Origin of the sequence: Streptomyces sp. SAJ15 (assembly GCF_007595705.1) — a bacterium.
GTDB lineage: Bacteria > Actinomycetota > Actinomycetes > Streptomycetales > Streptomycetaceae > Streptomyces.
Genome location: NZ_NISY01000020.1, coordinates 1 through 25426, shown reverse-complemented (window position 1 = coordinate 25426; position 25426 = coordinate 1). Strand labels below are relative to the sequence as shown.

At 72.9% G+C, this 25426-nt stretch carries 21 protein-coding genes; 10 read left to right on the top strand and 11 right to left on the bottom strand.

Annotation, left to right across the window (positions count from 1 at the left end; translation table 11 throughout):
* Positions 1–52: 52 nt before the first annotated feature.
* A complete protein-coding gene (locus CD790_RS31540) occupies positions 53–2212 on the bottom strand; it encodes an N-6 DNA methylase (protein WP_144386899.1) in 2160 nt (719 codons plus the stop codon).
* Positions 2213–2526: 314 nt separating this feature from the next.
* Between CD790_RS31540 and CD790_RS31535 the strand changes: the two genes are divergently transcribed.
* Positions 2527–3234, top strand: a complete 708-nt coding sequence (locus CD790_RS31535) for a hypothetical protein (protein WP_144386805.1) — start codon at positions 2527–2529, stop codon at positions 3232–3234.
* 75 nt (positions 3235–3309) lie between these two features.
* Here the strand turns inward: CD790_RS31535 and CD790_RS31530 are convergent, their stop codons facing one another.
* On the bottom strand, positions 3310–3957 hold the full coding sequence (locus tag CD790_RS31530) for an HNH endonuclease family protein (RefSeq protein ID WP_144386898.1): 648 nt from the start codon (positions 3955–3957) through the stop codon (positions 3310–3312).
* 100 nt (positions 3958–4057) lie between these two features.
* Between CD790_RS31530 and CD790_RS31525 the strand changes: the two genes are divergently transcribed.
* The gene (locus CD790_RS31525) at positions 4058–5533 is read left to right on the top strand and encodes a DUF2079 domain-containing protein (RefSeq protein ID WP_144386804.1); all 1476 of its coding nucleotides are present in this window, start codon (positions 4058–4060) and stop codon (positions 5531–5533) included.
* A gap of 75 nt (positions 5534–5608) precedes the next feature.
* Here CD790_RS31525 and CD790_RS31520 read toward each other — a convergent pair whose 3' ends face one another.
* The 3 genes from CD790_RS31520 to CD790_RS31510 all read right to left on the bottom strand — a co-directional run bounded on the left by CD790_RS31520 (position 5609) and on the right by CD790_RS31510 (position 11110).
* A complete protein-coding gene (locus CD790_RS31520) occupies positions 5609–8890 on the bottom strand; it encodes a S8 family serine peptidase (RefSeq protein ID WP_186319359.1) in 3282 nt (1093 codons plus the stop codon).
* A gap of 361 nt (positions 8891–9251) precedes the next feature.
* Entirely contained in the window at positions 9252–10508 is a 1257-nt protein-coding gene (locus CD790_RS31515) for an Ig-like domain-containing protein (RefSeq protein ID WP_144386803.1), read from the bottom strand.
* Positions 10509–10663: 155 nt separating this feature from the next.
* On the bottom strand, positions 10664–11110 hold the full coding sequence (locus CD790_RS31510) for a hypothetical protein (RefSeq protein WP_144386802.1): 447 nt from the start codon (positions 11108–11110) through the stop codon (positions 10664–10666).
* Positions 11111–11230: 120 nt separating this feature from the next.
* Here CD790_RS31510 and CD790_RS31505 point away from each other — a divergent pair, with 120 nt between their 5' ends.
* Positions 11231–11548 (top strand): hypothetical protein, encoded by a 318-nt coding sequence (locus tag CD790_RS31505; RefSeq protein WP_399218560.1) that lies wholly within the window; start codon positions 11231–11233, stop codon positions 11546–11548.
* A gap of 218 nt (positions 11549–11766) precedes the next feature.
* On the opposite strand, the gene hutH is transcribed toward CD790_RS31505, so the two are convergent.
* The 5 genes from hutH to CD790_RS31480 all read right to left on the bottom strand — a co-directional run bounded on the left by hutH (position 11767) and on the right by CD790_RS31480 (position 19128).
* On the bottom strand, positions 11767–13311 hold the full coding sequence (gene hutH / locus CD790_RS31500; protein ID WP_144386801.1) for a histidine ammonia-lyase: 1545 nt from the start codon (positions 13309–13311) through the stop codon (positions 11767–11769).
* A 511-nt stretch (positions 13312–13822) separates the two neighbouring features.
* Complete coding sequence (locus CD790_RS31495; protein WP_144386800.1) at positions 13823–14992, bottom strand: sensor domain-containing diguanylate cyclase; 1170 nt, start codon at positions 14990–14992, stop codon at positions 13823–13825.
* A 557-nt stretch (positions 14993–15549) separates the two neighbouring features.
* Entirely contained in the window at positions 15550–16344 is a 795-nt protein-coding gene (locus CD790_RS31490) for an enoyl-CoA hydratase/isomerase family protein (protein WP_144386799.1), read from the bottom strand.
* Positions 16345–16413: 69 nt separating this feature from the next.
* Positions 16414–17505: an adenylate/guanylate cyclase domain-containing protein gene (locus CD790_RS31485; protein WP_222108332.1), complete on the bottom strand. Its 1092-nt coding sequence runs from the start codon at positions 17503–17505 to the stop codon at positions 16414–16416.
* A 765-nt stretch (positions 17506–18270) separates the two neighbouring features.
* On the bottom strand, positions 18271–19128 hold the full coding sequence (locus tag CD790_RS31480; RefSeq protein ID WP_144386798.1) for a biotin--[acetyl-CoA-carboxylase] ligase: 858 nt from the start codon (positions 19126–19128) through the stop codon (positions 18271–18273).
* A 234-nt stretch (positions 19129–19362) separates the two neighbouring features.
* Here CD790_RS31480 and CD790_RS31475 point away from each other — a divergent pair, with 234 nt between their 5' ends.
* From CD790_RS31475 to CD790_RS31455, 6 genes are all read left to right on the top strand, one after another.
* Positions 19363–20943, top strand: coding sequence for an acyl-CoA carboxylase subunit beta (locus CD790_RS31475; protein WP_186319357.1), 1581 nt, complete (start codon positions 19363–19365; stop codon positions 20941–20943).
* A 22-nt stretch (positions 20944–20965) separates the two neighbouring features.
* Positions 20966–21172: an acyl-CoA carboxylase epsilon subunit gene (locus CD790_RS31470; RefSeq protein WP_144386796.1), complete on the top strand. Its 207-nt coding sequence runs from the start codon at positions 20966–20968 to the stop codon at positions 21170–21172.
* 159 nt (positions 21173–21331) lie between these two features.
* A complete protein-coding gene (mmpB, locus tag CD790_RS36420) occupies positions 21332–21460 on the top strand; it encodes a morphogenic membrane protein MmpB (RefSeq protein ID WP_260868040.1) in 129 nt (42 codons plus the stop codon).
* A gap of 136 nt (positions 21461–21596) precedes the next feature.
* Positions 21597–23066, top strand: coding sequence for a penicillin-binding protein 2 (locus tag CD790_RS31465; protein WP_144386795.1), 1470 nt, complete (start codon positions 21597–21599; stop codon positions 23064–23066).
* A gap of 413 nt (positions 23067–23479) precedes the next feature.
* Positions 23480–24109, top strand: coding sequence for a nucleoside triphosphate pyrophosphatase (locus tag CD790_RS31460; RefSeq protein WP_144386794.1), 630 nt, complete (start codon positions 23480–23482; stop codon positions 24107–24109).
* Positions 24102–24446: a helix-turn-helix transcriptional regulator gene (locus CD790_RS31455; RefSeq protein ID WP_144386793.1), complete on the top strand. Its 345-nt coding sequence runs from the start codon at positions 24102–24104 to the stop codon at positions 24444–24446. The genes CD790_RS31460 and CD790_RS31455 overlap by 8 nt, the downstream gene beginning before the upstream one ends.
* A 7-nt stretch (positions 24447–24453) precedes the next feature.
* Here the strand turns inward: CD790_RS31455 and CD790_RS31450 are convergent, their stop codons facing one another.
* Positions 24454–24921, bottom strand: a complete 468-nt coding sequence (locus CD790_RS31450; RefSeq protein ID WP_186319344.1) for a hypothetical protein — start codon at positions 24919–24921, stop codon at positions 24454–24456.
* A gap of 414 nt (positions 24922–25335) precedes the next feature.
* On the opposite strand from CD790_RS31450, the gene CD790_RS31440 reads away from it, so the two are divergent.
* Positions 25336–25426, top strand: a 91-nt coding sequence (locus tag CD790_RS31440) for a biotin carboxylase N-terminal domain-containing protein (RefSeq protein ID WP_308427085.1), incomplete at its 3' end; no start/stop codon positions are given.

Here is a 25426-nt window from a genome sequence, read left to right as displayed (position 1 = left end):
ACACCGACAGCGCCGCTGGTAGGGGGGTTGTACGGATCGGCTGTCGGGTTGCTCACTCCACCCCGACGGTTCCGTCCGCGAGTCCGTCGTACAGCCCCTGCACCAGCCGCTCGCCCAGCCGCCCGGCCAGCCGCAGAGCCTCCTCGAAGGCGGCGAGGGTGCGGTAGCGCTCGCCGTAGTGCCGCTGCTCGGCCAGGGGCAGTCGGGGCAGGTGCAGCCGGCGCACATCGAGCCGGGTGGCGGTCGAGGCGTAGCTGCTGGCCTGCCGCTGGTTGGCGCTGCCGCGCAGGTAGCCGGCGACGAACCAGGGGTCCAGGGCGGTCGGATCGGGCCGCAGCAGGGCGAGGTTGCGGCCGAGGGCGGCTCCGGCGGTGGCCTCGTCGACGACGCGGGCGACGGATCCGCCGCCGAGGACCGGCACGACGACGTCGCCGGGCGCGGTCAGCACCGGTTCCTCGCCGCCCGATCCGGCCGCGCCGCCGACCCCGGCCGCGCCCGCCGCGCCGCCCGGCAGGGTTCCGGAAGGTCCCGTTCCGGAGAGCACGTCCTGCTCGGTGAGGACGGCGGGCCCCGCGCCGCCCGCCGCCCCGAGCTGTCCCGCGCCGCCGGTGCGCAGCACCAGCGCGCCCGCGCGGGCCAGTTCGCCGACCGTCGTCATGGGCCACCGGCCACCGCCCGCGCCCGAAGCCGTCGCGGCCGCGTCCGGGTCGGCGGCGGGGGCCTGCGGGGTCAGCTCGGCGGTGCGGGCCAGGGTGGCGGCCAAGCGGTCGCGCACGGCGGCCAACTCGGCGCTTCCGGCGCCGGCGGCCGGCGGCGGGAGGTGGCGGGCCGGCGTCAGGTCGACGTCGTCGTCGAGGAGTTCGATGACCGGCACGGCGCGGCACACCCCCGGCGGCCCCTCGCCGCCGTCGCGCCGATCGGGCCCCCCGTCCCGGTCGAAGGCCCGCCAGGCCGCGAGCACGGTGGACTGGAGGGCCGGCCAGTCGAGACGGTCCCGGCCGCCGGCGCCCGCGCCGGCCCCCGCGGCCGAGCCGCCGCCCGGCGCCTCGGCCGCGTCCACCAGCAGCAGGTGCGGGGCGGCGGGCCGGCCCGCGCCGGGGCGGCGCAGCACCCACAGGTGCAGCGGGATGCCGTACGGCGGGGCCGCGCCCGCGGGCAGCGCGATCACGGCCCGCAGCGCCCCGCGGCGCAGCAGGTCGGCGCGGATGCGGCGGCCGGAGCGGCGGGCGGCGGCGGCCGGGGGCATCAGCAGCACCGCGGCCCCGTCGTCGCGCAGATGGGCCAGCGCGTGCTGCACCCAGGCCAGCTCGGACTCGGTGCGGGCCGGGAAGCCGTACTCCCAGCGGGCGTCGTAGGCGAGCTCGTCGTGGCCCCAGTTGCGCTCGTTGAACGGGGGGTGGCAGACCACCGCGTCGGCGGCGAGCCCGGAGAAGGCGTCGGCGCGCAGGCTGTCGGCGTCGCGCACCCGCACCCTGGCGTCGGAGCCGAGGGCCAGCCGCAGCGCGGTGACGGCGGCGAGGTCGGGGGTCGACTCCTGCGCGTAGACGGTCCGCGCGCCGCCGACCGCCGCCAGCAGGCCACCCGTTCCGGAGGCCGGGTCGAGCACGGTGACATCTCCGCGCCCGGAGTCCGCGCCGACGCCGGCCAGCGCGGCCATCAGGGCGGCCGGGCCGGGCGGGGTGAGCGTGTACTGCCGTGGGTTGGCGTCCAGATGGCGGCCGAGCAGGAACTCGAACGCCTCGCGCGGGCCCAGTTCCGCGGCGAGTTCGGCGGCGCCGCGCACCAGGGCGGCGTCGGCGGCGAGTTCGGCGGGGCCGGGGACGCGCACCGGGTGCCGGTCGCCGAGCCGGGCGCTGAGCACGGGGGCGAGCGCGGTGGGCAGCCACCGCGCGAGCTGGGCGTCGTCGGCGGCCTTGAGCTCGTCCCAGGCGGCGGGCCGGTGCCGGACCAGCAGCAGCACCGCCCCGGCGTGGCGGAGCGCGGTGGCGGCGCCGGCGGGGTGGCCGGCGAGCAGCTGCCAGACCCGCTCCCGCAGCGGCACCTCGGCCAGCTTGCCCTGGGCGCGCAGCCAGTGCTCGATGGCGTCGAGGGCGAAGGTGGGGCTGGTCTCGGTGCCGCCGACCGGCTTGGGGAAGTCGGCGTGGCGACGGCGCCAGTTGCTGACGGCGGCGCGGCCCACTCCGGCGAGCCGGGCGATCCCGGCGGCGGTCACCTCGGTCGTGTCGGCCTTGCCCGGCTTCTCGTGCTTCTCCGGCGCGTGGGCCTTCTGCGGCGTGCGTGCCTGCTGCGGCGCGTGGGCCTTCTCTGGCTGCTCTGCCTTGTCTGCGTTGTCCGGCACCGGTCGGCTCCCGTTCCCCTGGCGCGCGTGGGCTGCTGTGACGGCGAGCATACCCGTGTACCCCAAAAGGACTCCCTCGTCGCGTGAACCGGACACCACCTGTGAATCGTGTTGACGCGGTTCACAGCTTCTGTTGTTATTGACCCATCGGTTCACGGAGATCCACTCACCGCCCGAAGGGGGCCGTCATGTCTCAGCGTCAGCAGAAGCAGCGGAACTGGTTCGCCCGGCACAAGGTGCTCACGGCCGCCGGCGCGATCGTCGCCGTCGTGGCCATCGGCGGGGTCGCGGCCGGGGGCGGCGGAGACGACGAGAAGAGCGACAAGAGCAAGGACACCTCCGCCGCCGGCGGGGGCCAGGGCGGGGAGAAGAAGGAAGAGAAGAAGAAGGGGGAGACCGTCGACGGCGACGGCACCCTCCAGGTCGGCACCGACATCAAGCCCGGCACCTACCGCTCCGTCGACAACGGGGAGGACGACGGCTGCTACTGGGAGCGGGCCAAGGACTCCAGCGGCGAGCCCGACTCGATCCTCGCCAACGACAACGTCGTGGGCGCCAGCTATGTGACCGTCAAGGCCACCGACAAGATCTTCAAGTCCACCGGCTGTGCGGACTGGGAGCTGGTCCCCACCAAGGAGACCGGCTCACCCAAGACCGAGGTCCCCGGCAGCGGGATGTACAAGGTGGGCGTCGACATCGCCCCCGGCACCTACAAGTCCACCGGGAACACCGAGGAGCTCGGCTGCTACTGGGAGCGCGACAAGGACGCCCTCCACGACGCCACCACCTCGATCATCGCCAACGAGAACGTCACCGGGAACGGCGTGGTGACCATCGCCCCCGGCGACGTCTACTTCAAGACCAACGGCTGCGCCACCTGGAAGAAGGCGAGCTGACGCCCCTCGCCCCGCACACCCGTCCCCAGACGGGGACGAGGGGCCGGGCCCTCGTCCCCACCCTGCCCCGGCGGCTCACCGCCGGGGCAGCCGCGTCTCCGGGCAGCCGCGCAGCACCCGCACCATCGCGCTCTTCTCCGCGCGGGTGACCCACACTCCGTACTTCCGCTTCACCGCCACCTGCCGCGCCACGTAGTCGCAGCGGTAGGCGCGGCGCGGCGGCAGCCAGGTCGCCGCGTCGCCGTCGCCCTTGCGCCGGTTCGCCGAGGCGTCGACCGCGATCAGGTTGAGCGGGTCGTTGGCGAACGCCACCCGCCGATCCCGGTCCCACGTCCGCGCGCCCTTCTGCCAGGCGTCGGAGAGCGCCACCACATGGTCGATGTCGACCTTGCTGCGGCCGCGCACGAAGCGCACCGTCCTCCCCGTGTACGGGTCATCGCCGAGCGTGCCCGAGGCGACCTCGCAGCGCCCGTCGCGGAAGGTCACCTCCGCCAGGTCCCGTCGGAGGATGTCGTCGCGAGTCCCGCAGCCGTTGTGGTCGGTGTCACTCCAGGAGCTGCCGAACGCCTCGCGCTCATAACCGGCCCTGGGCGCCCGACCCTTGACTGTGAGCGAGGCCACAGCCTCCAGGGCGGGGCCCGACGCCCCGCTCCCCCGGCCCCCGCCGCCCCCGTCTCCACCGCGCTCGGAGCAGCCGCCCGCGGCCAGCAACACGACGAGCACGGCGGCCACGGCCCGCCCCGGCCCAGCGAACCGACCCTGCAACCGCGCCACCCCCTTCACGTATCTTTTCGCACAGACGCCCACACGATAAGGACCCTGGATGGACACGGCCGCCGCAGTCCCGCCCGGCACCACAGGCGACACCGCGGACCAGACGGCCGCCCCCGCGGAACCCTCCCCCCTCCGCTCCCGGGCCGCCGCGCTGCGCAACCCGCGGCTGGACCCGTACTGGCTGGCGGGCGCGCTGTTCCTCGCGTACACGACGCTGTCGGTGTGCCGCTACCGCCGCATGGCGACCATGTCCTGGGACCTGGGCATCTTCGAACAGGCCATAAGGGCCTACGCCCACCTCCAGGCGCCCGTCGCCGACCTCAAGGGCCCCGGCGCCCACATCCTCGGCGACCACTTCAGCCCGGTCACCGCGCTGGTGGCGCCCTTCTACCGGGTCTTCCCCACCCCGGTCACCCTGCTCGTCGTCCAGGCCGCCCTGTTCGCGCTCTCCGCGGTGCCGGTCGCGCGGCTCGCCGCCCATCTGCTGGGTCGCGGCCGCGGGCTGTTGATAGGCGTCGCCTACGGCCTGTCCTGGGGCATACAGCGCGCGGTGGACTTCGACTTCCACGAGGTCGCCTTCGCGATGCCGCTGCTGGCGTTCGCGCTGGAGGCGGTCGTCCGGGAGCGCTGGTACCGGGCGATGCTGTGGACGGCGCCCCTGGTCCTCGTCAAGGAGGACCTCGGCGCCACGGTCGCGGCCATCGGCACCGTCATCCTCCTTCGCAGCTGGGGACGGCGCGACGCGCGGCTGTCCGCGCTGGCCATCGGGCTGGCGGCGTTCGGCGTGATCGCCTCGGCGCTGGCGCTGGGCGTGGTGATACCGGAGTTCAACGGCTCCGGGGACTACGCCTACTGGAAGAAGATGGAGGACGGCGAGGCGACCGCCACCATCCCGCTGGACACCGCGCTGCGCACCCTGGCCTGGGTGTTGCTGCCCACCGCCGGCCTGCTGGCGCTGCGTTCGCCGCTGCTGCTGGCCGCCGTGCCCACCCTCGGCTGGCGCTTCGTCTCCCACGACGACCACTACTGGGGCACCGACTGGCACTACAACGCCGTCCTGATGCCCGTCGTCTTCCTGGCCCTGGTCGACGCCATACACCGCTCCCGCCGCAGCCGGCGCTCCTGGCTCGCCGCCTACGCCCGCCAGCTCCCGATCGCCGTCGCCGCGGCCGGCGTGGCCCTCACCAGCTCGCTGCCGCTGTACGGCCTCACCGAGCCGGACACCTATCGCAAGCCCGCGGCCGTAGCCGACGCCGAGCGGGTGCTGGGCGAGATACCCGACGACGCCACGGTCGAGGCCAACGTCGGCCCCATCAGCCGGCTCACCGACCGCTGCCGGGTCTTCTGGGTCGGGGACACCCGGGGTATAGCGCCCGACTACATAGCGATGAAGGAGGACGAGCCGCGCAGCCCGCAGCACATGACGGACTACGCGCGGCAGCTCCACCCCGACGAGGAGTACCGCCTCGTCGGCGCCGCGGGCGGCGTCTACGTCCTCAAGCGGGTGGGCGGCGACCGGGCCTGAGAAACGCGGGGCCCGCCGGGGCCATCGGCTCCGGCGGGCCTTGGTGCGTGTGTCGCGTCGACAGGCTGGGGCGGGCTACTTGGTCAGGTAGGCCCGGTAGATCGCCTGCGTCACGGTGTTGCCCTTCTTGTCGGCGGCGACGGCCTTGAAGGAGACCGACTTGCCGGCCTTCGGGTTCTTCACCGTCACCTTGCCGCCGCTGACGGCCAGCTTCTTCCAGCTCTTGCCGTCGTCGTAGGAGACGTGGACGGTCAGCGACTTGAGGTTCTCGCCCGCGGCCGCGCCGTGGACGGCGACCGGGACCTTGACCGTGGCGCCCGCCTTGGCGGTGGAGTCGACCGCCAGGGCCGGGGTGAAGCGCACCACCGAGATCGGGAGCCGGGTCTTGGCGGAGACCTTCTTGGAGGAGAAGGTCCAGTCGGCGGTGATCTTCGTGGAGACCTTGGCGACCTTGCTGCGGTGCACCGAGGTGCTCAGCTTGTACGACCCCTGCCCGGCGGGCACGGTGAAGGACTTCTCACCGGTCAGCGGGTCGCCGTTGGTGCCGATCACCTTGCCGTCGCGGCGGAGGGTGGTCCTGGCGATGTCGAACAGCGAACCGCCCGGGTTGCCCTGCCCGTCCGCGAAGAGCGGGATCACGGGGGTCAGGGTGTCGCCCTTGCGGAAGACGCCGAACTCCTTGCCGAGCGCGGGGCCGAAGACACCGACGTTGAAGGTCTTGGTGTACGCCCGGCCCGCCTTGAAGGCGAGGGGCTCGGTGCCGTACGAGGTCTCGAACCGCGTGTCGTCGTCGGACCTGCCGATCTGCTCGAAGTTGAAGGCCCACTTCACGTCGCCCATGGCGGTCAGGTACAGGGTGGCGGTGCTGGGCAGCTTGCGCTCGAAGGCGACGGCCGAGCCGCCACTCTCTCCGCCCAGATACGGGAAGGACGTCAGGTAGCCCTGACGTCCGCTCACCGAGGCGCCGAGCTTCGCGTTCACCTTGGCCAGGTCGCCGGCCTTCACCTTGCGGACGAAGCCGGTGGCCACCTTGGTGGTGGGTCCGCCGAACGCCAGGTGGTACTCCGTGGCGCCCCGGCGCAGGGTGTTGCCGATGCGCTGGCTCAGCTCGCCGCGGCTGAGGGCCGGGCCCTGGTGCGCGGTGCGGAAGCCCTTGTAGTCGATCAGCCACCAGCCGAACCCGGTGGAGAAGCCCTTCCCGGAGACGGTCATGTCGATGGAGGCGAACTCGGACGTGGCCTTCTTGTCCGGCGCGGTGATCTGGATCGGCTTGGCCTTACGGGCGTCGAGCGTCACCGTGGCGTTCCTGGTGACGTCGAGCCGCGGCTGGTTGATCCAGTCCGCGCCCTTGAAGTCCTCGCCGTTGCGGGTGTAGATCGAGCCGCTGAGGACGTAGCGGCCCTTGGGCAGGCGCACCTTGCCGTCACGCGGCGAGGTCTCGTCGAGGTACTGGAAGACCTCGGTGCCCAGGCCGCCGACGCCGTCCAGGTAGCTGCCGAAGACCTTGGCCGGCTTGCCGTCGCGGCCCAGGTGCTTGACGGTCACGTCGTACGACTCGACCTCGCGCTCCACCGCCGCCGCGGTGCGCACGGACTGGCCGCCGCCGGTGGCGGTGACCACCGCGCTGTACGCGCCGTCGACGGTGCCGCCGAGACGGGTGTCGGAGGTGACCGCCACGCTCGCCTCGGCGCCCGGGGCGATGGTGAGCTGCTTCTTGTCCAGGCTGAAGAACCCGTCCGGCGCGGGCTTGCCGTTCGGCGCCGCCGCGGTCACCGCCAGGTCCAGGGTGACGGGCTCGCCGCCCAGGTTGCGGTAGGTGAGCTGCTTGGTGACCGGCTTGTCGTCGGTGTGCGGCCACAGCTGCTTGCCGAAGGAGAGCGAGACCTCCTTGGCGATGACGCTCTGCTTGGTCGCCTTGCGCAGGTCGATCCGGCCGGAGCCCTCCTGGAAGGCGGTGTGGCCCTTGCCCGGCACGGTCGAGCCGGCCAGCGCGGCCTTGATCTGAGCGCCGGTCCAGTCCGGGTGCTGCTGGGCCAGGATCGCGGCGCCGCCCGCCGCGTGCGGGGCGGCCATGGAGGTGCCGGAGATGGCGACGTAGCCCGGCGCGACCGGGTCGCCCTCCTCGGCGATGAGGCTGCCGGGCGCGGCGGCCGCGCCGATGCTCACGCCCGGGGCGGTCACATCGGGCTTGAGCGCGCCGTCGCCGACGCGCGGGCCGATGCTGGAGAAGTCGGCGAGCTTGTCCTTCTTGTCGACGGCGCCGACGGTGAGCGCGGCGTCCGCGCTGCCCGGGGAGCCGACGCTGCCGGCGCCCGGGCCCTCGTTGCCGGCGGAGATGACGAACAGCGTGCCGGTCGACGCCGACAGCTTGTTCACCGCGGCCTCCAGCGGGTCCTCACCGGGCGAGTCGGGCCCGCCGAGGCTGAGGTTGACGACGTCCGCCTTCTCGGCCGCCGCCCACTCCATGCCCGCCAGGATCTCGGAGTCGCCGCCGGAGCCGCCGTCGTCCAGCACCTTGCCGTCGAGGATCTTGGCCCCGGGGGCCACGCCCTTGTACTTGCCCTGGGACTTGGCGCCGGTGCCCGCCGCGATCGAGGCCACGTGGGTGCCGTGCCCGACCCGGTCCTTGGCGTCGGCGGACTGGGAGAAGTTCTTCTCCGCGATCTCCTGCCCGGCCAGGTCCGGATGGGTCTGGTCGACCCCGGTGTCCAGCACGGCGATCTTGGTGCCCTTGCCGTCGAACCCGGCCTTCCACGCCTCCGGCGCGCCGATCTGCGACACGCTCTTGTCGAGGTCGGCCTTGCGGATGCCGTCCAGCCACACCGCCGCGACGCCCGAGGCCGCGTCGCGGAACGGCGCCCCCTTCGCCTCGCTGGTCAGCGCCTCCCACACGGCGCCGGCGCCCTGGTGCGACGCGCTGACCGCGTCCGCGTTCAGCCGCGGGAAGGTGCGCCGCACCTCGGTGTCCGCGGCCTCCCGCAGCGCCGCCCGCGCGGCCGGCCGCTCGCCCCTGTACATGACGACAAGCCGGAGCCCGGAGCTCATCCGCTCCCGGTACTCCGGCTTGCTGAGGGTGGTGAGGTCGAACAGGCGCTGGTCGACGCGCCCGGACCCGATGAGCCGCTGGGCGTCCAGCGGCACCGCGTACACATGCCCGTTCACCCGCTGGATCTGCACGGGTATGTGCTCGCGCCCCTCCCCGCGCTTCAGCGCCACCGGCTGCCCGGTGGCGTCCACCGCCACCCGGTCACCCGTGATCAGAGTGATCCACGTCTTCTCCGCGCCGCGCGATCCCTGCTCGGAACCGTCCCGCGCGGCCGCCCCCCGTTCCTGGGCCGACGCCGGCGCGGAGGTCATCCCGGCCGCCAGCGCCACCGCCGCGGCACTCGCCACGGAGGCAGCCCAGACCGTATGTAATTTTCTACGCAACTTTCCCCCAGGTGAGGATAGTTCACCGAAACGGGGGGTTTGACCACCCCCCGCATACTCAGTATGCAGGGGGCGAACTGATCGTCAATAGTGAGGCACAGACGGTCAGTTGGGGCTCATGACCCGGTTCTCCGGCTAAGACGGTGAACTCGCCCTTCAGGTTCGGTCGACAACGCGCGGGCGTTCCCGGAAACGCCGCAGGCGGCGGACCGGCGCTGGCCGGTCCGCCGCCTGGCGGTGCTGCGTGCGTGTTTCGGGGGGAGGGGGCCCGTCCGCGGGGGACGCGGGATCAGGCGCCGGTCGCGCTGCCCGCGACCCACTCGCTCCAGTCCATGTTCCAGCCGTTCAGGCCGTTGTCCGGCTTGATGGTGGCGTCCGGGGAGTTCTTGACCTCGACGACGTCACCGACCTGCGAGTTCTCGAAGAACCAGGCGCCGTCCTGGTTCGGGTCGCCCGCGCCCTTGACGTCGTTCAGGCCGATGCAGCCGTGGCTGGTGTTGACCGAGCCGAAGATCGAGTCGGAACCCCAGTAGTTGCCGTGGATGAAGGTGCCCGAGGTGGACAACCGCATCGCGTGCGGCACGTCGTCGATGTCGTACTCACCCTTGAAGCCGACCGTGTCGCCGTTCATCCGGGTCTCCTTGAACTTCTCGGAGATCACCATCTGACCGTTGTAGGTCGGGTTCTCCGCGCTGCCCGCGGAGATCGGGATGGTCTTCAGGGTCTTGCCGTCGCGCACCACCGTCATCGTGTGCGCCTTGGCGTCGACCGTGCTGACCTGCGAGTGACCGATCTTGAAGGTCACGGTCTTGTCCTGGACACCGGTGACGCCGTTCGACGCCTCGACGCCGTCCAGCTTCAGCTTCATGGTGACCGTCGAGCCGGCCTTCCAGTACTCCTGCGGACGGAAGTCCAGCCGCTGGCCGTCGAACCAGTGGCCGACGACCTTCTGGCCGCTGGAGGAGGTGACGGTGATGTGCGACTGCACGTCCTTCTTGTTGGTCACCGCCTTGTCGAACCTGATCGACACCGGCATGCCCACGCCGACCGTGGTGCCGTCCTCCGGCGTGAAGGTGCCGATGAAGCTGTTGGTCGGGGCGACGGTGGTGAAGGACGAGTTGCCGGTGGCCTTGCGGCCATCGGCGTCCTTCGCCTCGGCGACGATCTTGTACTGGGTGGCCCGCTCCAGCTGGGCGTCCGGCTTCCAGCTGGCGCCGTCGGCGGAGATGGTGCCCTTGACCGGGGTGCCGGCCGCGTCGGTCATCGTGACGCTGGTCAGCTTGCCGTCGCTGACGGTGACCTTGGCGTCCTTGTTGATGCCGGCGTTGGGCGTGCCGGTCTTGGGCGTGATCGTTATTCGGGCGTCCGAGGCGTTCTTGGCCGCCGCCTCGTCCACCTGGGACTGCGACTTGCCGTGGCCGTCCTTGCCCTTGTCGCCGTCGTCGTCCCCGCCGCACGCGGCCAGGGTCAGGACGCCGCCGAGCACGGCGGCCACGGCGACCATGCTCTTGCGGCGCTTGCCGTCCGTCATCACACGCATCTCCATCACTGCTGTTCCCCAAAACCCCGAACCGGCACGTTTGCCTCACAAGCGCCCCGGCACTCACACAAGAACGCGTTCAGCCAGTGTGCGGTTCCACTCGGGGTGAAAACTGTGCGCAACACCACTCGGGGCCGGATCGGGGCTGAGACATGAATCTCCTACCCCCGGCGACGACCGCCCTCGCCCCCCACGCCGCCGGCTTCGTCGTCGGCGTCGCCAACCTCGCCCTCGGCCTGGTCCTCGGCCTCGTCGTCAGCCTCGTCGTCCAGATCGTGGTCGAGCTCGTCGTCCAGTTCCCACCCCATGGCCCGCTCCCAGTCCGCGGCGTCCGGGTCGTACGGGATCTCCTCGCACGTCCATGATGCCTGGGCCAACTCCGCCCCCGGCACCGAGGCCACCAGTTCGACCGGATCGATCAGGTACGCCAGCGCCTCCGCGGAGTCCCGCTGGGCGTCCTCGCGGGCCCGGCCTCGCTCCTCGTCCGCCATGGCGGCGTCCTCCTCGATGTGGTCGAGGGCCGCTCGGGTCAGAGCGGTGGGATCGCCGATCTCCAGCACGAGCTCCACTCGAAGTCTCACAAAACGCGACATTTCTTGAGCAGTCATGCACGGAGCGTAAGGTGCCGCCGCCCGCGGTCCCGGGCTCGCTTCCGTGCGACCCGCTGTTGTCACTACGATCGGACGCACGGGGCCAATTCGCCACCGTCTCAAGGGGGATGCATTCCGTTGTCCGCACGCTCCGCCCGCCGACCGCTGCTGACCGCGGCCGCCGCCGGCTCGCTGCTGTGCGCCCTGTGGTTCGTACCGTCCGCCAACGCGAACACGCACCCGAGCGCGGACCGTGACGACCGGCCCGCCGTCTCCGCCGGCCGCACCCAGGTGGGGGCCCAGGCGCCCGCCGCCTCCGAGGACGAGGACCTCGACCTCGCCGACTCCGGCAGCGTGGACGTCACGCCCTATGTGATCGGCGGTACGGCGTTCCTGGGGCTGGGCGTGGCGATGGTGACCGCCTCCATGCGCAGGCCGCGCACGGAGGCGTACTGAGGCGCGGCGCGCCGCCGCGACGTGCTGCGATCTGCTGCGATGTGCTGCGAGCGCGAACGCGCTGAGAACGCGCTGAGAACGCGCTGAACCCATGGCTCGCCGGCAGCCCGGCGGCCTCACGCGCCGTTCCGGGAGACGTGCGGCCGCCCGCGGATGCGGGCGGCCGTACGCGGTGAGGCCGGGACCGACACCTGTGGGGCCGGGCCCGGACGCCCTGGTCAGGCCAGCGGGCCGGTGACCGACTCGGCCGCCTCGACCAGCTTCCCGGACCGCACGAACGCCTCGGCGGCCGCCAGGTCGGGGGCGAGGAAGCGGTCCTCGCCGGGGCCCTGGACGCCGGCGGCGCGCGCCGCCGCCACGATCGCCCGGGAGGCCGGGGCGGGCTCCAGCCCTTCCCGCAGCTCGATGGCGCGGGTGGCCGCCATCAGCTCCACGGCGATGACACGGCCGAGGTTGTCCACGGCGGTGCGCAGCTTGCGCGCGGCCGACCAGCCCATGGAGACGTGGTCCTCCTGCATGGCGGAGGAGGGGATCGAGTCCGCCGAGGCCGGCACCGCCAGCCGCTTCAGCTCGCTCACCAGCGCCGCCTGCGTGTACTGCGCGATCATCAGACCCGAGTCGACACCCGCGTCCCCGGCCAGGAACGGCGGCAGCCCGTGCGAGCGGTTCTTGTCCAGCAGCCGGTCGGTGCGCCGCTCCGCGATGGAGGCCAGGTCGGCGGCGGCGATGGCGAGGAAGTCCAGCACGTAGCCGACGGGCGCGCCGTGGAAGTTGCCGTTGGACTCCACCCGGCCGTCGGCCAGCACCACCGGGTTGTCGACGGCGGAGGCCAGCTCGCGGTCGGCGACCAGCCGGGCGTGCGCGAGGGTGTCCCGGCCGGCGCCGGCCACCTGCGGGGCGCAGCGGATGGAGTACGCGTCCTGGACGCGGGGCGCGTCGTCCTGGTGGTGTCCGGTCAGCCCGGACCCGGCCAGCACCCGCAGCATGTTGTCGGCGCTGGCCGCCTGGCCGGGGTGCGGCCGGATGGCGTGCAGCTCGGGGGCGAGCACCCGGTCGGTGCCGAGCAGGGCCTCCAGCGAGAGGGCCGCGGTGATGTCGGCGGAGGTGTAGAGCCGGGCCAGGTCGGCACCGGCCATCACCAGCATGCCGAGCATGCCGTCGGTGCCGTTGAGCAGCGCGAGCCCTTCCTTCTCGCGCAGCTCCACGGGGGCGATGCCGTGCTCCGCCAGCAGTTCGCCGGCCGGCTTGACCTCGCCGTCGGGGCCCTCGGCGTCCCCCTCTCCCATGAGGGTGAGGGCGCAGTGCGACAGCGGCGCCAGGTCGCCGGAGCAGCCGAGCGAGCCGTACTCGTGCACCACGGGGGTGATGCCGGCGTTCAGGATGGCGGCCATGGTCTCGACGACGAGGGGCCGGACGCCGGTGTGGCCGGAGGCGAGTGTCTTCAGACGCAGGAACATCAGCGCCCGGACCACCTCCCGCTCCACCCGCGGGCCCATGCCGGCCGCGTGCGACCGCACGATGTTGCGCTGCAGCTGTGCGCGCAGCTCGGGACTGATGTGCCGTACGGCGAGCGCGCCGAACCCCGTGGAGACGCCGTAGACCGGGTCCGGCTTGGCGGCCAGATCGTCGATCACCCGACGCGCGGCGGCGACCGCGGTCAGCGCCTCCTGCGACAGCTCGACTCGCGCGCCGCCGCGGGCCACGGCGATGACATCCCCGGCGGTCGTTCCGGACGTCCCCACCACCACAGAGTGCATATCCATATTCAGGCACCCTAGAGACTGAATCGCCACCTGTCACCACCCGATTTTTCCGATGGACACCCGAGCCCGGCGATCCAGCCCGCGGAGCGACCCCGCGGACCGGTCCGGGGAGCGGTGTCCGGCGCCCGGACCGACACCGCGGCGCGCTCCGCCACCGAGGAGCGAGGGGGAAGCGCCCCGGCGTGTCCCGCGGCGAGGCTCCGGCCGACCGGCGGCCGGGGGCCCGACACGGCAGCCAGGGGGCTCGGACGCAGCGGCCGGGAAGCTCGGACGGCCGCGCGAAGCTCGCCACCCGTACGAGCCGTCTCGTAGCGCCGTCCCCGCGGGGCGGCCTCGTGGGCTGGGCGGGCGTCGAGGAAACGGCGGCTCGAAGGGGGCGGCGGTCCCGGCCGCGCGGCCGGATGCCGTCCGTCGGGTCGTCAACAGGTCCTCGGCACACCGCCGTACCGCATGCGGACACCCGTACGCGCGGGCCGCTCCGCTCCACGCGTCCGGGGCCGCCGGGGCGGGGTCAGGAACGGCCGCGGAAGTGGCGCCGTTCCGCCGAGGACACGCGCGGGGGCGCGTCCGCGAGCTGGACGACGGGGTCGTCGGGGCCGCCCTCGCGGCCCGCGACCACGGGTTTGCTCGCCCGGGCGGCCTTGGCCCGGTACTGGGCGGCGTCGGCGAGGCGGAACAGCCGCCGGGCCGTGCGTATCGGCCCGATGGGATCGCCGGTGGACGCCACCCCGCAGGCGACGCCCTCCCCCATGTCCAACTGCGAGGCGCGCAGGCACAGTTCGTCGGCGACCCGCACCACCTCGTCGGCCGAGGGCCCGACCTCCAGCAGACAGAACTCGTCGCCGCCGAGCCGCGCCGCCAGCGCGCCCGGCAGCATCGCCCCGCACAGCGAGAGCACCGAGCCGAACCGTTCCAGCAGCCGGTCACCGACCGCGTGCCCCAGCGTGTCGTTGACCTTCTTCAGCCCGTTGAGGTCGCACACCACCAGGCTCACCACGGTGCCCTGACGTCGGTGGTCCTCCAGCGCCTCGTCCAGCCGCATGTCCACCGCCCGCCGGTTGCCGAGCCCGGTCAGCGGATCGGTGAAGGCGAGCTTGCGAGCCTCCTCCAGCCGCTGGCTCTGCGCCAACCCGGCCGCGATCACCGCCGCCAGCACGGTGGCGAAGTCCGCGTCCCCGCGCCCGAACGTCGCGGCACCCACGGGCCGCGCCACGTACAGCTCGCCCCAGGCTCGTCCCTGCAACACGATCGGCGCCACCACACAGCTGCCCCGGCCGCGCCGGCGCAGCGCGGAGACGCGCTGGTGGCAGTAGTAGCCGGAGCCGTCGCGCGGGCCGTCGGCGATCTCCACCCAGGCGTGCGGCTCACCGCCGCGCGCCCACTGCTCGTGCAGGAACTCGGTGATCTCGGGGAACTCGTGCACCGGATAGAACTCGTTCTCCGGAAACTCCCGCTCCCCCTCGGCCAATTCGCCCGCGTTCACCAGGACCCGTAGGCGCCCCAGCTCCCGCTCCCATACGGAGATCGCGGCGAAGTTCCCGCCGAGCGCGGAGCGCGCGCCGATCGCGGCCGAGTGCACCGCCTCGCGCGTGGTGTGCGCGGCGGCCATCGCCTGCGCCAGCCCCACCACGGCCCTCAGCCGCGCCTCACCGTCGACCTCGCTCGTCACCGCGCCTCGCATTCCGTCACTGTGCGCACTCCGCACTTATCGCGGATACCGCACACCGCGCAATCCAGCGTAGGAATGTTCGGCGAATTCTGCCCTATCTCCGCGTTGGCCCGGTCCAGGTCTTCTCGCCCCGTTCCCGCCCGGCAAACCGCCGACACGGCGCGCCCCGACGAGGCCGGGCGACCGGCTCGCGTCAGCCCCGGGGGCCGACCGGCTCGCGTCACCCCGGCCCGGCGGGCTCACGTGGCCCCGGCCCGGCGGGCTCACGTCGCCCTGGCGGGCCGACCCCGCTCGCACCACTCCAGCCCGGCGGGCTCACGTCAGTCCGACCCAGCGGGTTCGCCCCGGCCCGCCCCGGCCCAACCCGCTCGCATCACCCCGAGCGGGCGGGCCCCCATCGCCCCCGCCCGGCTCGGCCGCGTCACCTCGCCGGGGTCGCGCCGGCGTCCTTCGTACCGGCATCGCATCGGCCGTCCGCGCCGCCCCCGCCGGGACCCGGCGTGCGGCGCGGTGCGGGGCTCCCCGCCTGGGGGCGCGGGGCCCCGCCGGCGCCTACGCGGGCCCCGCGCTCACTCGCCCGGCCAGTCGGGCGTCCGCTTCTCGTTGAACGCCGCCACGCCCTCCGCGCGGTCCCCGGAGAAGGCCACCGACCGCCAGGCCGCGTCCTCCACCTCCAGTCCGGTGCGCAGGTCCAGCCCATGGCCGAGCCGCAGCGCCTTCTTGGCCGCGCGCAGCCCGACGGGGGAGTTCGCGGCCATCCGCGCGGCCAGCGCCAGCGCCTCCTCGCGGTCCTTGCCCTCGTCCACCAGCTGGTCCACCAGGCCCAGCCGGTGCGCCTCCGCGGCCTCCACCCGGCGCGCCGTGAAGATCAGCTCGGCGGCGCGGGCGGCGCCCACCCGGCGCGGCAGCAGCTGGGTGCCGCCACCGCCCGGGATCACCCCGACGGAGACCTCGGGCAGCCCCACCACGGCGGTGGTGTCCGCCACGATCACATCGCAGGACAGCGCCAGCTCGAAGCCGCCGCCCAGTGCGAAGCCGTGCACCGCCGCGACCGTGGGCATCGGCAGCTCCAGCACCCCGGTGTACGCGCCCCGGGCCACCGGCCGCTGCCGACCCAGCTCGGCGTCGCTGAACGCGTTGCGCTCCTTGAGGTCGGCGCCGACGCAGAAGGCCCGCTCGTGGGTGGAGGTCAGCACGACCGCCCGTGCGGAGGCGTCGGCGGCGAGCGCCGCGCAGGCCGCCCCGATGGACCGGGCCAGCTCCGTGGACACGGCGTTCATCGCCTTGGGCCGGTCCAGCACGAGCTCGGCCACGTGCCCGTGCCGGCGTACGACGACCCACTCACCGAACCGCTCTTCCGACATGCGCCCTCCCAGTTGACGGACCCTGTTAACGATCGTTGACCGGATCATCGCAGGCACCGGGGAGACGCGTCACCCCCTTCGGCTCAGCAGCCAGGGTTCGACCACGCCGAGGCCGCGCACCGGGCGCTGCCACATCGGGCGCAGCGCGAAGCGGTACGAGGGCGGCTCCTCGCCCTGCTTCTCCGCCTCGGCCGCCGCCTCCGCCGCCTCGGCCTCGGACACCGGCGCCTCTCCGGTCCGGGTCAGCTCCTCCGCCAGCGCGGGGTCCACCAGCACGGCGTCCTTGGGCGCTATCGAGGTGAGCCGGCTGGCGAGGTTGACGGTGGTGCCGAAGACGTCTCCCATCCGGGTGGTCACCGTGCCGAAGGCCATCCCGACCCGCAGCTCCGGCATCATCTCGTCGTGCGCCATCGTCTCGATGAGCCGCAGGCCGATCTCCGCCGCCGTGCCCGCGTCGTCGGCGGAGTAGAGGACCTCGTCGCCGAGCGTCTTGATGAGCCGGCCGCCGTGCGCGGCCACCAGATCGGCTGCGGTGGTCTCGAACGCCTCGACCAGCTCGCCGAGCTCCTCCTCCTCCAGCCGCCGGGTCAGCCGGGTGAAGCCCACCAGGTCCGCGAAGCCGACGGCCAGCCGACGGTCGACCATCTCCGCGTCGTCGGCCGCCTGGATCACCCGTCCGGTCGCCGCCGCGAGCTGCCGGCGGTAGACGTAGACGAGGAACTCCTCCAGCTCCGGGAGGAGCAGCTCCACCAGCGGGTAGGCGATCTCGGTACGGGTCATCCCCGGCTCCTGGGGCTCCGTCAGCCCCTCCAGGAACGAGTCGATCTGCCAGTCGGCCAGCCGCGCGGTGGTCTGTCCGGTGGACCGGGCGACCTGGACGGCCATCGGCTCGCTGAGCAGCCCCGCCTCCACCAGGCCGGACAGCCGGCGCAGGGCCAGCACGTCGGCCTCCGTCAGCGCCCTGGCCTGGCCGATGTCGGCGAAGCCCATCGCGTGCCAGAAGCGCGTGGCCAGTTCGACCGAGACGCCGGCGCTGCGCGCGGCCTGGAAGGGGGTGTAGCGCCGCTCGGCGCCGAGGATCAGCTGTTCGAGGCGGAGCGCGATCGAGTCGCCCTCGTCCTCCTCGGCCTCGTCCTCATCCGTCAGGGCCCCTCGTTCCACGAGCCCTCGCTCCACGTCTCCTCGCTCCACGGGCCCTCGCTCCACCGGGCCGCCGCGGTTCGCCGCGGCCCCGGGGCCGCCGCCGCGGTCGCCGTGCCCGCCGGCGTCATCGTCCGCGCCCACCGGGTCCGCCGGGCCCGCCGTTCCGGCCGCGGCCCGTTCGTCTCGCTCGCCGCCGTCCTCGGCGTCGCCCCGCGCGCCGCCCGGTTCGGCGGCGCGGCCAAGGTCATCTCCGCCGTCGCGTCCGTCACCGCCACCGCCGTCGCCGGCCGTCGCGCCGGCGTCGACGTCGGGGCGGTCGTCGCCGCCGGACGTGGCGTCAGCTTCCGACCTGGCGTCACCGGCCGTCCCGCCCACGGCGGGATCCGCTGCGGCCCCGGATGCGCGGGCGGCCGCGCCGGAACCCGTGTCGTCGACGGTCACCGCCCGCCCCCTGTCCGATCCCTGCGCACTGCCCTGCCGCTTCTCTTTCTGTCCTGCTCCGGCCCGGTCCCGCGCCGGAGGCGTTCCACAGCCTCGTCCACCGCGGTTCCGAGCTGGACGGACCGCCTCAACGATACGTCAGGTGTGCCCTAGCTCACTCTTACGTCGCGTGACGCCGCGGTGTCATCCCGCGTTAGGTTGCAGGACGCCGGTGCGACCATGGCCCCACGCCGGCTCGGAGAACGCCGGTGCACGCGCCACCCCCGCGCATCGGGTCTCGGGGCGCGGGCGCACGCGTCGGGCACCACCGGGCGTGGCCGCGGGCGTATGCGTCGGCGCGCGTCAGCTCGCGGGCCGCAGGTGCACGATGTCGCCGGCCGCCACCGGTTCCTGCACGCCGTCGCCGGTCGCCAGCACCAGCCGCCCCTCGCCGTCCACCGCGACCGCCTCGCCGACCAGGTCCCGTCCGCCCGGCAGCTCCGCGCGCACGGTCCGGCCGAGCGTGGCGCAGCCGGACGCGTACGCCTCCTGGAGCCCGCTGGCCGCCGGGTCGCCGCCGGCCGCGCGCCAGCGCCCGTACCACTCCTCGAAGGAGCGCAGCACCGCCCGCAGCAGCGTCTCGCGGTCCAGCACCGAGGCGCCGGCCAGCGCCAGCGAGCCGGCGGTGGGCACCGGCAGCTCGTCCTCGCGCAGTGAGACGTTGAGCCCGACGCCGACCACGACCGCGTCCCCGTACCGCTCGGCCAGGATCCCGGCGGCCTTGCGCTCCTCGCCGGCCACGGTCACCAGCAGGTCGTTGGGCCACTTCAGTGCCGTGTCCACGTTCGCCGTGGCGGACAGCGCGGCCGCCGTCGCCACCCCGGTCAGCAGCGGCAGCCAGCTCCAGTGCTCGCTGGGCACCCCGTCCCCCGGCCGCACCAGGACCGAGAAGAACAGGCCGGACCTGGCGGGCGCCGTCCAGCTGCGCTCCAGCCGTCCCCGGCCGGCGGTCTGCCGCTCGGCGACCAGCACGGTGCCGTCCGTGGCGCCCCGCGCCGCCCGCTCCACCAGGTCGGTGTTGGTGGAGCCGGTCGACTCCACCACATCGATCTCGCTCCACAGCCCGTCGGGCCGGACCAGCGCCCGGCGCAGCGCGGCGGCGTTCAGCGGTGGCCGGTCAAGGTCATTCCATCGACTGCCAGAGGTGTCAGAAGGGCTCATACGGGCCAGCCTAGGCTCAGAGGGTGTGGCCAACGACGCAGTGCCACACCGCAGTCCCGCCGATACGCTACGAGCCGGTAGCCCACCTACCACCTCTCGAATACCCCTAAGACCCCCTCAAAGGCCGCAGACACTCCGAGTCAGTAGATCCCTCTTCAGCCACTTGACTCCCTTGAGTCCCTTGAGTCCCAGTACGCCCCGAGGACGAGCAGGAGCCGCACACCGATGTCTGAGATGTCCGAGTCGGAAGTCGACATCCACACCACCGCGGGCAAGCTCGCGGATCTGCAGCGTCGCATCGATGAAGCCACTCACGCCGGGTCCGCGCGGGCGGTGGAGAAGCAGCACGCGAAGGGCAAGCTGACCGCGCGCGAACGCATCGACCTGCTCCTCGACGAGGGCTCCTTCACGGAGCTCGACGAGTTCGCCCGGCACCGCTCGACCGCCTTCGGCATCGAGAAGAACCGGCCGTACGGCGACGGCGTCGTCACCGGCTACGGCACGGTCGACGGCCGCCCGGTCTGCGTGTACTCCCAGGACTTCACCATCTTCGGCGGCTCGCTCGGCGAGGTGTACGGCGAGAAGATCGTCAAGGTGATGGACTTCGCCCTGAAGACGGGCTGCCCCATCATCGGCATCAACGACGGCGGCGGCGCCCGGATCCAGGAGGGCGTGGTCGCGCTCGGGCTGTTCGCCGAGATCTTCCGCCGCAATGTGCACGCCTCCGGCGTGATCCCGCAGATCAGCCTGATCGTCGGCCCCTGCGCGGGCGGCGCGGTCTACTCCCCGGCGATCACCGACTTCACCGTGATGGTCGACCAGACCTCGCACATGTTCATCACCGGGCCGGACGTGATCAAGACCGTCACCGGTGAGGACGTGGGCTTCGAGGCGCTCGGCGGCGCCCGCACCCACAACACCACCTCCGGCGTCGCCCACTACATGGGCGGTGACGAGAAGGACGCCATCGAGTACGTCAAGGCGCTGCTGTCGTACCTCCCGTCCAACAACCTCTCCGAGCCGCCGGCCTTCCCCGACCAGGCCGACCTGGACGTCACCGACGAGGACAGCGAGCTCGACACCCTCATCCCGGACTCGGCGAACCAGCCGTACGACATGCACAAGGCCATCGAGCACGTGCTGGACGACGCGGAGTTCCTGGAGACCCAGCCGCTGTTCGCGCCGAACATCATCACCGGCTTCGGGCGGGTCGAGGGCCACCCGGTCGGCATCGTCGCCAACCAGCCCATGCAGTTCGCCGGCTGTCTGGACATCGACGCCTCGGAGAAGGCCGCCCGCTTCGTGCGGACCTGCGACGCCTTCAACGTCCCGGTCATCACCTTCGTGGACGTGCCCGGCTTCCTGCCCGGCACCGACCAGGAGTACGGCGGCATCATCCGGCGCGGCGCCAAGCTGATCTACGCCTACGCCGAGGCCACCGTCCCGCTGATCACCGTCATCACCCGCAAGGCGTTCGGCGGCGCCTACGACGTCATGGGCTCCAAGCACCTGGGCGCCGACCTCAACCTGGCCTGGCCGACCGCCCAGATCGCGGTCATGGGCGCCCAGGGCGCCGTGAACATCCTGCACCGGCGGGCCATCGCCGAGGCCGAGGACCCCGAGGCCACCCGCGCCCAGCTGATCACCGAGTACGAGGACGCGCTGCTCAACCCGTACATCGCGGCCGAGCGCGGGTACGTGGACGCCGTGATCATGCCGTCGGACACCCGGCGCCACATCGTCCGCGGACTGCGCACCCTGCGGAACAAGCGCGAGTCCCTGCCCCCGAAGAAGCACGGCAACATCCCGCTCTAGGCGTCAGGAAGGGGCTGTTTCCATGATCAAGGTAATCCGGGGCAACCCGACCCCCGAGGAGTTGGCAGCCGCACTCGCGGTGGTCCAGGCCCGCGCGGCGGCCGCGGCGGCCGCCGCGCCGGGCCAGGGTCTGCCGCAGGAGTGGGCCGACCCCGCCCGCACCATTCCGGGACGGCGCCGGCCGCACCCCGGCCCGAATGCCTGGCGCACCACCTACTGGCCGGCCTGAGCTGCGTGAACCGCTGGAGCGGCGACCCTCGCGCGGTGTCTACCGCGGGGCTCTCGCCGCTCCTCCGGTTCCGGTGCCTCCGGTTTTGGGGCCTCCGCTTCATGGCGCCTGAGTACGCGTACTCAGGCGCCATGGCCGTTCCGCGCGCAGGATCGTTCCATGCTGTGGTCCGATCCGCTGAATGAGCCGCCCGAGGAGCTGCGCCAGGCGCAGGCGATGCTCCGCCGCGCGCGCACCGTCCTGGCGATCGCCATGGCCGTCACCCTGATCTTCCTCTGCCTCGCCTGAGACGATCCCCCGCCGAGTCGACCGTGCCTCGCCCGAGGCGACCGGTGTATCGCCCGAGGCAACCGGCGCGGCCGCTTTCGCATCTTCATAAGAAGATCAACAGCCACAGCCGGGCACCAGGGGGAGCCACCAACCGATGAACAGGCCCATCCGCCATATCGCCATCTTCAGCGGCCTGCTGATCCTCGCGCTCCTCCTCCAGGCCAACAACCTGGGCTTCAAGCGCGCCGAGGAGCTCCAGACCCACGAGGAGAACGATCGCGTGAAGATCGAGGCGTTCGCCCATCCACGCGGCAACATCATCGTCGGCGGCAACCCGATCACCGGCTCGGTCGCGGTGGAGAACTCCGACTTCAAGTACAAGCGCGTCTTCAAGAACGGCCCGATGTACGCCCCGGTCACCGGCTACTCCTCCCAGACCTACGGCTACACCCACCTGGAAGCGCTCAACAACAAGCTGCTCAGCGGCACCGACGACCGGCTGTTCCTGCAGAACACCGTCGACATGTTCACCGGGAAGAAGCGGCAGGGCGGCGACGTCGTCACCACCATCAACCCCGAGGCGCAGAAGGCCGCCTACAAGGGCCTGGGCGACAAGGTCGGCGCCGTCGTCGCCATCGAGCCGAGCACCGGCAAGATCCTGGCGCTGGCCAGCACCCCCTCGTACGACCCCTCGGTCTTCGCGGGCAGCTCCAACAAGGACGCCGAGGCCTGGAACAAGCTCCAGAAGGACAAGCGCAAGCCGATGGTCAACCGGGCGCTGAAGGAGACCTACGCCCCCGGCTCCACCTTCAAGGTCATCACCGCGGCCGCCGCCCTGGAGCACGGGAAGTACTCCGACGTCAACGCCCCCACGGACTCCCCCGACCCGTGGACCATGCCGGACACCAACCGGGTCCTGCCCAACCACAGCCCGACCGCGCCCTGCAAGAACGCCTCGCTCAACGTGGCCATGCAGCACTCCTGCAACAACGTCTACGGCAAGGTCAGCGCCGATCTCGGCAAGGACAAGATGCGCGAGACGGCGGAGAAGTTCGGCTTCAACAACCCCAAGGTCGACACCCCGACCCGCGCCGTGGAGAGCGTCTTCCCCAAGGAGATGGACCGCCCGCAGACCGCGATGTCCGGCATCGGCCAGTCCAGCGTCCGCGCCACCCCGCTGCAGATCGTGATGATGACCGCCGCGATCGCCAACGACGGCACGCTGATGAAGCCGTACATGGTCGAGCAGGTGCGCGGCGCCGACCTCGACCCCATCGAGGAGCACGAGCCGGAGGTCATGTCCGAGGCCGTCTCCGAGGACACCGCCAAGAAGATCCAGGAGATGATGGAGGACACCGCGGAGAAGGGCACCGGCAAGCCCGGCCGCATCGCCGGGGTGACCGTCGGCGCCAAGACCGGCACCGCCCAGCGCGGCATCGACAACGAGATCCCGCCGCTGGCCTGGTTCATCTCCTACGCCAAGCAGGGCGACGGCTCCCCGGTCGCCGTCGCGGTGATGATCGACCCGGAGAACAGCATCCCCCGCGACCAGATCTCCGGCGGCGGCCTCGCCGGCCCGATCGCCAAGAAGGTCATGGAGGCCGTCCTCAAGTCGAAGAAGTGACCCCGTCGGCACGGGGATGACGACCGGAGCCTGAGCGACACGGGCCCGGACGCCGGTATGCGGCGTCCGGGCCCGTTCGCGTCTCCCCCGCGGCGCACGGCGCGTCGACGGCCCGAGGGAGCCGCACGGGCCTGCCCGTAAGGCTCCCTGCCCCGGCCCTCAGATCGCGCCCCCGTGACGGTCGACAGCGGCTCGACGGCCGGCGGGCGGCCCCTCCCCCGGCATCCGTCGCTCGGGGCGCGGTCGAGTCCGGGAGCGGCGCGCGACGGACGGGCCCGGCGCCGCTCAAGCCGGATCCGAGGGCGGGCCGGGGTGGGCCGAGGGCCGGTCGTACGGCCCCCGAGCGCCGCTCAGGCCGCGCTCCGGGCGGCCGCCGTCCCCGGAGGGCGCGCGGGTTCTCTACGCTGGAGCGCATGACTGAGCCACGCCGCCGCCTCGTCCTCGCCTCCGCCTCCCCCGCCCGGCTGGGGCTGTTGCGCCAGGCGGGGCTGGCCCCCGAGGTGATCGTCAGCGGGGTGGACGAGGACGCCGTCACCGCCGGCTCGCCCGCCGAGCTGGCCCGGCTGCTGGCCGAGGCCAAGGCGGACGCGGTGGCGGCCCGCCCGGAGGCCACCGACGCCCTCGTCATCGGCTGCGACTCCGTGCTGGAGCTGGACGGCGAGGCGCTCGGGAAGCCCGCCGACGCTGAGGAGGCCACCGCCCGCTGGAAGGCGATGCGCGGCCGCGCCGGGGTGCTGCGCACCGGGCACTGCGTGATCGACACCGCGAACGGCCGGCGCACCTCGGCCACGGCCTCCACCACGGTCCGCTTCGGCGAGCCCAGCGACGCCGAGGTCGCGGCGTACGTGGCCAGCGGCGAACCGCTGTACGTCGCCGGCGCCTTCACCCTCGACGGCCGGTCGGCGCCGTTCATCGACGGCATCGACGGCGATCCGGGCAATGTGATCGGCCTGTCCCTGCCGCTGCTGCGCCGACTGCTCGCCGAGGTGGACGTGGCCATCACCGAGCTGTGGACCGCCGCCGGCGGCGACGGCGATGCCTGACGCGGACGGCCATCCGGCCCCGGGCGAGATGGAGCTGCGCGCGGTCCTCGGCGCGCTGGCCGACCCGCTGCGGTACGAGATCGTCTCGGCGCTGCTCGCCGAGCCGCCGGAGACCGCCCGGCACTGCTCCTCGTTCGGGTTGCCCATCTCCAAGTCCACCCGCACCCACCACTTCCGGGTGCTGCGCGAGGCGGGCCTGATCCGCCAGGTCGACCGGGGCAACAGCCGGATGGCGACGCTGCGCCGGGCGGAGCTGGACGCGCGCTTCCCCGGGCTGCTGGACCTGGTGGCACAGAACCTCGCCGAGCCTCCCGCGGACCCGCCGGCCGACCGGTAGCCCCCGGCTACACGGGCTCGGGGCCCGGATCGCCGGGGGGTGCCGGGACGTCCTGGGCGGCGGTCCCGGGCTCGCGCCGCTCGTCGTAGGCCAGCAGGGTGAGCACGATCAGGCCGAGCACCACCATCAGGTACGCGAAGGCCGTCCAGCCGACCAGGCCCACGGTCAGCGCGCCCAACACGCCGTGCACCACCGCGCAGCTGATGAGCGCGATCCGGGCGAGGCGCCCCGGACCGCGGTCGCGCAGGGCGGTGCGCAGCAGGGCCACCCCGCAGAAGAGCAGATAGAGCCCGAAGAGCCCGCCCATCACCCAGGTGCCGGTCGACATGGCGTCAGGATCCATGCCACCCATGGACATCTTCTGCCGGTCCACCATCAGACCGAGGATCCAGTTGAGCAGCGCTATGCCGAGCGCCTCGGCCATCAGCACCACCGCCGCCACCGCGGCCACCGGCCTGCGTGCCACCCCGCCCACCTCTTCCGCTCCCCGCCGTCGCCGCCCCGGCGCCCGGGCCGTTACCCCCGGTACGAGCGACATCCGGAACGCTACTAACGGGTAAGCCCAGGGACAAGGGGTCTGCAAGGGGTCAATAGGGGGGTCCGCGACGCGCTGGGGCGACGCGCCCGGCACGGCAAAGTTTCCGGCCGCCGTTCGTAGGAATTCAACAAAGAAACGCCGATTGCCCACGACGCCCCGATCGGAGACTTAGGCCACACCGCAAGGCGTACGGGGGCCTGAAAAACCCGGCGTACCGTGGAGCGATAGAGGATTTCGCCAGCTTCGGGGGGCCGCCTTCACACTCTGTGTGGTCAAGCTCACCCCCGGACTCGCCTCGGCGGGCAGTGTCGCCAGTACCTAAACTCAGCTTGTTTCAAGGAGGGAGCCATCGTGCGCAAGGTGCTCATCGCCAACCGTGGCGAAATCGCTGTCCGCGTTGCCCGTGCCTGTCGGGATGCCGGGATCGCGAGCGTAGCTGTGT

Bases quoted from the DNA above. Each gene is read 5' to 3' on its own strand.
- CD790_RS31535 (WP_144386805.1), top strand. From the start codon at position 2,527: ATGTCTCAGCGTCAGCAGAAGCAGCGGAACTGGTTCGCCCGGCACAAG.
- CD790_RS31525 (WP_144386804.1), top strand. From the start codon at position 4,058: ATGGACACGGCCGCCGCAGTCCCGCCCGGCACCACAGGCGACACCGCG.
- CD790_RS31520 (WP_186319359.1), bottom strand. From the start codon at position 8,890: ATGACCTCCGCGCCGGCGTCGGCCCAGGAACGGGGGGCGGCCGCGCGG.
- CD790_RS31515 (WP_144386803.1), bottom strand. From the start codon at position 10,508: ATGGAGATGCGTGTGATGACGGACGGCAAGCGCCGCAAGAGCATGGTC.
- CD790_RS31510 (WP_144386802.1), bottom strand. From the start codon at position 11,110: ATGACTGCTCAAGAAATGTCGCGTTTTGTGAGACTTCGAGTGGAGCTC.
- hutH (WP_144386801.1), bottom strand. From the start codon at position 13,311: ATGGATATGCACTCTGTGGTGGTGGGGACGTCCGGAACGACCGCCGGG.
- CD790_RS31495 (WP_144386800.1), bottom strand. From the start codon at position 14,992: ATGCGAGGCGCGGTGACGAGCGAGGTCGACGGTGAGGCGCGGCTGAGG.
- CD790_RS31490 (WP_144386799.1), bottom strand. From the start codon at position 16,344: ATGTCGGAAGAGCGGTTCGGTGAGTGGGTCGTCGTACGCCGGCACGGG.
- CD790_RS31480 (WP_144386798.1), bottom strand. From the start codon at position 19,128: ATGAGCCCTTCTGACACCTCTGGCAGTCGATGGAATGACCTTGACCGG.
- CD790_RS31475 (WP_186319357.1), top strand. From the start codon at position 19,363: ATGTCCGAGTCGGAAGTCGACATCCACACCACCGCGGGCAAGCTCGCG.
- CD790_RS31470 (WP_144386796.1), top strand. From the start codon at position 20,966: ATGATCAAGGTAATCCGGGGCAACCCGACCCCCGAGGAGTTGGCAGCC.
- mmpB (WP_260868040.1), top strand. From the start codon at position 21,332: ATGCTGTGGTCCGATCCGCTGAATGAGCCGCCCGAGGAGCTGCGCCAG.
- CD790_RS31465 (WP_144386795.1), top strand. From the start codon at position 21,597: ATGAACAGGCCCATCCGCCATATCGCCATCTTCAGCGGCCTGCTGATC.
- CD790_RS31460 (WP_144386794.1), top strand. From the start codon at position 23,480: ATGACTGAGCCACGCCGCCGCCTCGTCCTCGCCTCCGCCTCCCCCGCC.
- CD790_RS31455 (WP_144386793.1), top strand. From the start codon at position 24,102: ATGCCTGACGCGGACGGCCATCCGGCCCCGGGCGAGATGGAGCTGCGC.